The 7866-nt window shown below is 72.4% G+C and carries 5 protein-coding genes and 1 pseudogene; 2 read left to right on the forward strand and 4 right to left on the reverse strand.

What is annotated here, in order from left to right:
* Positions 1-61: 61 nt before the first annotated feature.
* Positions 62-2428 (reverse strand): immune inhibitor A domain-containing protein, encoded by a 2367-nt coding sequence (locus KM933_RS25030; RefSeq protein ID WP_221355897.1) that lies wholly within the window; start codon positions 2426-2428, stop codon positions 62-64.
* A gap of 468 nt (positions 2429-2896) precedes the next feature.
* On the opposite strand from KM933_RS25030, the gene KM933_RS25035 reads away from it, so the two are divergent.
* Entirely contained in the window at positions 2897-3181 is a 285-nt protein-coding gene (locus KM933_RS25035; protein WP_221355899.1) for a hypothetical protein, read from the forward strand.
* 63 nt (positions 3182-3244) lie between these two features.
* Here KM933_RS25035 and KM933_RS25040 read toward each other — a convergent pair whose 3' ends face one another.
* The 3 genes from KM933_RS25040 to KM933_RS25050 form a co-directional block, all read right to left on the reverse strand.
* A complete protein-coding gene (locus KM933_RS25040) occupies positions 3245-3976 on the reverse strand; it encodes an RDD family protein (RefSeq protein ID WP_221355901.1) in 732 nt (243 codons plus the stop codon).
* Positions 3977-4037: 61 nt separating this feature from the next.
* Positions 4038-5732 carry an RDD family protein gene (locus tag KM933_RS25045; RefSeq protein ID WP_221355903.1) on the reverse strand — a complete coding sequence of 565 codons (1695 nt, stop codon included), beginning with the start codon at positions 5730-5732 and terminating at the stop codon, positions 4038-4040.
* A 310-nt stretch (positions 5733-6042) separates the two neighbouring features.
* Positions 6043-7473: an FAD-binding oxidoreductase gene (locus tag KM933_RS25050; protein WP_221355906.1), complete on the reverse strand. Its 1431-nt coding sequence runs from the start codon at positions 7471-7473 to the stop codon at positions 6043-6045.
* Positions 7474-7646: 173 nt separating this feature from the next.
* Here KM933_RS25050 and KM933_RS25055 point away from each other — a divergent pair.
* Positions 7647-7866, forward strand: a pseudogene (locus KM933_RS25055) (hypothetical protein); the annotation flags it as partial.

Below are 7866 nucleotides of genomic sequence, written 5' to 3' on the forward strand. Positions count from 1 at the left end.
CGGCCGCGACCCGCCAGGGGGTCGCGGCCGATCATGGTTTGACCTGCGGAAACGTATTCTTTTACTTCGCGGCGGAGACCTTCACGGTGATCGTCGAACCGTCGCGGGGCTCCTTGACGATCGCGATCTTGGTGTTGGTGTCAGTGACCTTGACACCCCCGGTCGGGTTGGCCGCGTCGTAGTACGTGTTCGTGCGGTCGTTGAAGATCCGGTTGCCCGGCTGCGACTTGATCTTCGTCGCGACGTCCGCCTTGTGCAGCGTCAGGGCGTCCGTGCGGTACGAGCTGAACGGCGAGTCGTAGGACTGGATGCGGTTGCGCATCACCGTGCCGTCGGACCACTTCAGCGCCTTCGGGTGGGCGTCCACCGGCAGCAGCAGACCGGTGCCCGGGTGCCGGCTGACGTTGTTGTCGCGCTGGGAGGTGTCCCACTTCCAGATCAGCAGACCGTTCTGGTAGGGGAAGTGCTCCACCCAGGACGGGCGCGTGGTCGCGAAGCCGAAGTTGTACGGGCCGACCTTCAGGGTCTTGTCGTACGACACGTACTGGCGGTTCTCGGCGATGTAGTACTGCGCGTAGTCCTTGGTGAAGGACGCGCCGATGCGGGAGAAGCCGGTCGCCTTCCACGCGGCGTCGGCGGTCTCGGCGTTGTCCGAGAAGAGCGCGGTGCCGTCGGCGGTGACGGTGATCCGGTCGGCCGCGAAGCCCTTCTGGGCCACGCCGCCGTCGGTGGAGTAGCGGAAGCGCAGGTCGATCTTCTGGCCCGCGTAGGCGTCGAGCGGGTACGACAGCTTCTTGTACGCGTCCACCGTGCCGGTCAGCGCGGGGCTGCCGCTGGCGTCACGCGGGATCGGGGTGCCGTCGACCGTTCCGTCGACCGCGGTCCACCGGGTGCCGCCGTCGGTGGAGACCTCGGTGTAGAGGTAGTCGAAGTCCGTCTCGATGTCGTAGTAGCCGTCGAGGGACAGCGTGGCCGACGACTTGCCGGTGAGGTCCACCGAACGGGTCAGCGTGTTCCTGAGGTTGTCGCCGCTGCCGCTCCACCACTGGGTGGCGCCCTCGGCCGGGGCGACGACCTCGGTGGTGACGGCCTTCCTCGGCAGTTCGACCACGAGGGCCTGGGCGTTCTTCGTGTTGTACTCGGCCACGCCCAGCGTGTGGGTGGAGCGCATCGCGGCCTTGGCCGTGTCGTACTTCAGCCAGCCGAGCTGCAGCTTGTCCCAGGCGGTCATGTCGCCGGGCAGGTCGCCGATGGCGTCCTTGCCCTCGCCGAGCCAGGAGCCGGAGGACATCAGGGTCCAGAAGGCGGTGGAGTTCTCGGCGGTGTTGGTCGTGTCGTAGTGGTCCGGCAGACCGAGGTCGTGGCCGTACTCGTGGGCGAAGACGCCGAGTCCGCCGTTCTCCGGCTGGATCGTGTAGTCGCCGACCCAGATGCCGGAGTCGCCGATCTGCGCGCCGCCCATCTTGTTGCCCTCGGGACCGGTGGCGCCTGCGTCGGTGCCGAACGCGTACCAGCGGTGGGCCCAGATGGCGTCCTCGCCCTGGGCGCCGCCGCCCGCGGACTCGTCCTCGCCGGCGTGCACGATCTGGAAGTGGTCGATGTAGCCGTCGGACTCGTTGAAGTCGCCGTCGCCGTCGAAGTCGTTGCGGTCCCACTTGTCGTAGGCGGACAGCTCGGACCTGATGTCGGCGTCGGACTTGCCGGCCGCCTTCTGGGCGTCGACCCAGGCGGTGACACCGTCGGCGACGGCGTTCCACGCGCAGGTGTCGGGGTCGCACTTGTTGGAGCCGTAGCGGGCCTCGTTGTAGGGCACCTTGACCCAGTCGGAGACCGCGCCGTCGATGGAGTAGCGGCCCGAGGACTGCTTCTCGTAGTACTTCTTCATCGACTCGACACCCTTGCCGGTGCCGAAGTAGAGCTCCTCGAAGTGCTCCCGGTTGTAATCCGCCTGCCAGGCCGTGCTGTTGTCCTCGGCACGGTCCGGCTCGGCTATCCGGTTGTGCAGCGGGCCGGGGGTGCCGCCGTAGCGGCTGTCCACCTTGTCGCCGAACTCCACGAGGATCGTGAAGATCTGGTCGGTCTTCTCCCGGCCGAGCTCCACGTACTTGCCGTCCTGGAGCTTGACGACCCGCGAACCGTCGCGCTCGGCGACCTTCGCGTCACCGGAGAGGACCTTCTTGAGGGCCTCTTCGCGCTGGGCTTCCTGGCGGTCGGTCAGGGGGCCCTTGAGGTCGTGCTCGCGCTCGTGTCCGTGTCCGTGCCCGGCACCGTCGCCGGCGGGCGCCGGGTCCTGCCGGTTCGCGGCCGCGGCCGGCCGGTCGCCGGCGTCGGCGGCCTGTGCCACCGCGAAGGTCGAGAACGTGGCGGCGGCCGCTGCCATCGCCACACCCACCGCGGCTGCTCTGAACGTCCATGGTCTGCTGATCACTTGAGGCAGTCCTCCCTCGCGCCCGGGCGCGCGGAAGGAGGGTGTCCAGGTCATGGAGTCCGCGCGCACTCTGTGCGCGTCACAAGTGACGACATTCGATCGGAGTTGGCCGAGAAAAGACAGACCTTGACTTGGACAGATCAAGTGGGATATGTACCGGCGGCCCGGTGGGACACGCACCGGCGGTCCGTCGGCGGCCGGTCCGTGTACCGCTCAACAGGCGCGTCCACCTGCCGGGTTGTCGGATCCGATGATTCAGTGCGCCCCCCCGTGCACCGGCACCGTGGGTCAGCTCACGCTTACTGCTCGTTCCCCTCGGGCAGACAGGCGAATAGAGTCGTTTGGCGGCGCGCCGGTTTTCCGGTGATTTGCTGATCGACACCGTTGTCTCACCCCTGATTCCCATCCGCCACCTCCCCCATCGCGAGAGGCACCCGGGGGGAGCTCCCCACCCGAGGACGGAATGCCATGCCTCGTCCGACCGCCGCACAGCTCGCCTACGGTTCCTGCACCGTGATCCTCTCGACGCTCGCCATGCTGCTGCTGTCACAGACGAGTTCGGGCGTGGGAGTCGTGGTCATAGCGCTCTCCGCCCTCGCGCTCGGCCTCCTCGTGGCCATGACGGTCCCCGCGCCCAGGGCCACCGCCCCCACGTCTCCCCCGTCCGGCGCCGTCACGGAACAGCGTGTTCCGGTACAGCGCGAGACCGTCTCCGCCGCGCGTTCGTCCGAGCCGGTGCGCGAACGCGCCTGAGCCCGTGGACGAACCCGTCCGAGCCGGTGGGCGAACGCGCCGGGCGGCCAGGACGGTGGGCGGTCAGCCGGTGCTGACGACCACCGTCCTGGCCGCCTTGTCGTGCAGCCCCTGCTTGTACGGCTTGTCGACGAAGCTCCAGCCGCCCGCGACGGCGGTCCAGATGCAGGCGCAGCAGAACGCGAACGGCACCCACAGCACCAGGGCCCGGACCAGACTGGTCCGCACGGAGGGCGTGGAGCCGTCGTCGAGGTTCGCCACCCGCAGGTGCAGCCACTTCTTGCCGAGGGTCTGTCCCGACCTGGACGTCATGAACGTGTCGTAACCGAGGTAGAGCAGCAGGGCGATCAGGGACTGCCCGAAGGAATTGCCGTACTGGATGCTGTCGGCGTCCGTGTCGTACTCGCTGACGCCGAAGCCCCACGTCAGCAGCCACACCACGACGGCCACCAGGACCATGTCGACGATCCGGGCGAGCACGCGTCTGCCGCTGTCGGCGAGCGGTGGCATCCCGGCGAGCGGATCGGTGGCGTACGGGCCGCCGCCGTAGGGGTCACCGCCGCCGCGGGGCGGTGGCGGTCCCCCGTACGGGGGACCGGCGCCCGGCGGCGGGGCTCCGTACGGGGAACCCGCGCCCGGCGGCGGGGGCCGGTCGTCGTGCGGAGGGCCGTACGGCGGGTCGTGGGGGGAACCGCCGCCCTCCCCGGGACCGGGCGGCTGCTTCCGGAACGGGTCCCCGTCCGGCGGCTTCCGGAACGGATCGTCGTCGGGAGGGGGCGGCGGCTCGGTGCTCATGCCCCGAGTCGACCGCGAACCCCCGGACCGTGCAATGGGGGACGGCCGTCCGGATTACCCGTCAGCCCGCGACGAACGTATGGGCCGCCTTGTCGTGCCAGCACTGGCGCCACGGGCGGTCGAACAGGCCCCACACGACACCCACGGCACCGATGGCGAGGACGCCCGGGACGCTGTAGACGAGCCAGCGGCGCAGGGCGAGGGCGAACGTGGGCGGCTCGCCCCCCTCGATGTCCCGCACCTGGAGGCCGAACAGCCTCTTCCCGAGGGTGCGGCCCCACTTCGCGGTGGGCAGTGCCTCGTAGAGGACGCCGAAGACGACCAGGACGCCGAGCACGATGCCCAGGTAGAGCGCGGTCGTGCCGTCCAGCAGCCACACCGTGACCGTCTCGCCGGATGCCTTGGCCGCGTCGATCTTCCCGTTGACGTGGTCGACGGCCCTGGCGCCCAGCGGTACGGCCGCCGCACCGGTGACCGCGGTCAGCACGAGCGTGTCGACGAGGCGGGCGGCGAACCGCTTGCCGAGCCCCGCCGGACGCGCGTTCGCCTGCGAGCGGGCCGCCGCCTGGAACGGGTCCTCGCGCACCGGCTTCCACGGCACGACGGGCTGGTCGTCGTCCGGTCCGGCCAGCCGGTGCACCTGCTGGGCCCAGGAGGGCTGCCCGCCGCCGGGGCCCGCGCTCATGGGCGCCTGGGCGTGGGACTGCGGGGGCACCGTGGGCGCGGGCGCGGGCTGCTGCTGCGGGCCGGCGGGGGCGGCGGGCGCCGCGGAGGCTCCCTGCGCCGCGGGTGTCGTGGGTGCCGCGGGTGTCGTCGGGGAGGCGGGGGCGGCCGGGGCGGCGAACGCGGAGCCCGGCTGCCCCGGGGTCCCGGGTTCCGGGACCAGGCCGCGGGCCTGGGCCGCGGTGAGCCGCTGCCCCGTGCGCGGCGACCTGGTCCTGAAGGCCATCGTGCCCTCGGAGGGGAGGGGTTCGCGGGAGCCGGGGACGCCGGGCAGGCGGGGGCCGGAGGCGGCAGCGGTGCCTGCGGCGCCTGCGGCTTCGGCGGCGCCCGAAGCGCCCGAGGTGTTCGGGACCGGGTTCTGCGCGCGTCCGGCGACGTGCGCGCGCCCGGCGCCCATCGCACCGGCCGATCCGGCGGTCCCGGCGGGGCGTACGGGTCCCGTGGGCCTGCGGAACACCACGGTCCCGCCGTCGGCCGAAGGCGCGGGCGTCCCCGAGTCCCCTCCGGGACCGGGCGGCGGCCCGTGGAACGTGGCCGTGCCGTCCGTGTGCTCCGACTTCCCCTCGGGCTGCGAGGGGTGTGCGGACTGCGCGGCCTGCACGGGCTGTGCGGCCTGTGGCGGCTCCGCCTGCTGGGCCGCGGGGTCCGGTGCCGCGCGCGGGTCGCGCGGGTCCGGTGAACCCCAGCGGACCCGGCGGTCCGGATCGCCGCCGAAGCCGGTCTGCCGGGAGCGGTCGGCGCCCCACGCGGTGGCCGGCTCGGGGCGGCTGCCGTGCTGCGCGTCGGCGGGCGACGGCGCCGCGGCCGGCGGGTCCTCGTCGAAGAAGTGCGGGCCCGTCTCCTCCGTGGACACGGGTGCGGGCCGCGCGCCCGCGGGCGACGGGATCGGTTCACCGCCGGCCGGCGCCGGCCGGCTGGTGCCCGGCACCCAGGAGGCGCCGTTCCAGTACCGGACATAACCAGGAATGGACGGGTCCGGGTAGTACCCCTCGCGGGGCCTGTCATCGCCGGGGGCCGGGGTTGGGGCGCTCATGTCCGTCGTCCCGTATCTGCTCGGGGGTCGTGTTGAGCGTCCACATCTATCAGACCGGCGCAACCGACACCCCCGCTCCCGGCGTACCCACCCCCTTCGAGCGGAGTTCCCCCACACTCTCCCGGGGCCGCGGGGTACAGGGGCCCCGGGGGCGGCGGGGCCTTCCCGGGGGACTTCCACGGACCGGCGCGGCGCTCCGGGCGCCGCGCCCCCACCACCCGTACGGGTCGCACGGGTCGCACGTGTCGTACGGGTCGTACGGGTCGTACGGGTCGTACGGACTTCTCCGTGGAGGGGGCCGGGCGCGGGTTCAGAAGAGCTTGCCCGGGTTGAGGAGGTGCAGCGGGTCGAAGGCCGCCTTGACCGCCCGCTGCATCTCGACGCCGACCGGGCCGATCTCGCGCGCCAGCCACTCCTTCTTGAGGACGCCCACGCCGTGCTCGCCGGTGATCGTGCCACCCAGTTCCAGGCCGAGGGCCATGATCTCCTCGAAGGACTCGCGGGCACGCCGGGACTCGTCCGGGTCGCCCGCGTCGAAGCAGACGGTCGGGTGGGTGTTGCCGTCGCCGGCGTGGGCGACGACCCCGATGGTCAGCCGGTGCTTCGCGGCGATCCGGTCGACCCCTTCGAGCATCTCGGCCAGCCGGGAGCGGGGGACGCACACGTCGTCGATCATCGTCGTGCCCTTGACCGCCTCCAGCCCGGTCAGGGACATCCGGCGGGCCTGCAGGAGCAGTTCCGACTCGGCCGCGTCCTCCGCCGGTACGACCTGGGTGGCGCCGGCCGCCTCGCACAGCGCGCCGACCGCCGCCAGGTCGGTGCCCGGGTCGGGGGTGTCGAAGGCGGCGAGGAGCAGGGCCTCGGTGCTCTCCGGCAGGCCCATGTGCGCCATGTCGTTGACGGCCTTCACCGTCGTGCGGTCCATCAGTTCGAGGAGGGACGGCACGTGGCCGCCCTCCATGATCCGGCAGATCGCGTCGCAGGCCGCCGTCGCGGACGCGAACTCCGCCACCAGCACCAGCTGTTGCGGCGGCTGCGGCTTCAGGGCGAGGACCGCCCCGACGACGATGCCGAGCGAGCCCTCCGAGCCGACGAAGAGGCGCGTCAGGTCGTATCCGGCGACGCCCTTCGCCGTGCGGCGGCCGGTGGACATCAGGCGTCCGTCGGCCAGGACGACGTCCAGGCCGAGGACGTACTCGGCCGTCACCCCGTACTTCACGCAGCACAGGCCGCCGGAGGCCGTGCCGATGTTGCCGCCGATGGTGCACATCTCCCAGCTGGAGGGGTCCGGCGGGTAGTACAGGCCGTGTTCGCCCACGGCGCGGGAGAGCGTGGCGTTGACGACGCCCGGCTCGACCACCGCGATCCGGTCGACCGGGCTGATCTCCAGGATCCGGTCCATCTTGACCAGGGAGAGCACGATGCAGCCCTCGGAGGCGTTGGCGGCCCCGGACAGGCCCGTACGGGCGCCCTGCGGGACGACCGGTACGCGCAGCGCGGTGGCGACGCGCATGACGTGCTGGACCTGTTCGACGGTGCGCGGCAGCACGACGGCGGCCGGGGTGCCCGCCTCGCAGAAGCTGGCCATGTCGTGGGCGTACGAGCTGGTGACGTCCGGGTCGGTGAGGACGGCCTCGGCCGGCAGGCCCGCCAGGAGACGCTCGGCGAGGCTGCCCGGCGTCACCGTCGCCGCCGCCACGGTGTCTTCGTCGGGTCGGGCTTCGATACGGCTCATGATCACAGCGTCGCACCCGGGGCCATCGGTGTGAACCCTGCCCGCACCGGACTTTTCGTGTCGGGGTGGTGGCGGGGTGTGCTCTTCATATTGACGCACAGTGACGGCATGGAAAGCGGCGGGAAACGCGGCACGAAGCGGCAATCGACGTCCGGGACGAAGGCCGGAACGGGGGCGGGATGACGGCCGGGACGGGGGACGAGGCGCAGGGTGGTGCGGGAGGCGGTGCGGGAGGCGGTTCGGCCCGGCGTGACGTCTCGTCGCCGTGGACGACGGTCGGGGTCGTCGCGGGATGCCTCGTGCTGGGCGGTGCGCTGACGGGGGCGCCCGGCCAGGACCGCCCGGCGGCGCCCGCCTCGGGGCCCGTCGCGCGCGCCGCCGGCGCGGTCGGGACCGGGG

Origin of the sequence: Streptomyces beigongshangae (assembly GCF_019710745.1) — a bacterium.
Lineage (GTDB): Bacteria > Actinomycetota > Actinomycetes > Streptomycetales > Streptomycetaceae > Streptomyces > Streptomyces beigongshangae.

What these genes read in the sequence shown, in the direction of transcription:
- KM933_RS25045 (WP_221355903.1), bottom strand. Translation starts at nt 5,732, where the DNA reads ATGAGCGCCCCAACCCCGGCCCCCGGCGATGACAGGCCCCGCGAGGGG.
- KM933_RS25035 (WP_221355899.1), top strand. Translation starts at nt 2,897, where the DNA reads ATGCCTCGTCCGACCGCCGCACAGCTCGCCTACGGTTCCTGCACCGTG.
- KM933_RS25040 (WP_221355901.1), bottom strand. Translation starts at nt 3,976, where the DNA reads ATGAGCACCGAGCCGCCGCCCCCTCCCGACGACGATCCGTTCCGGAAG.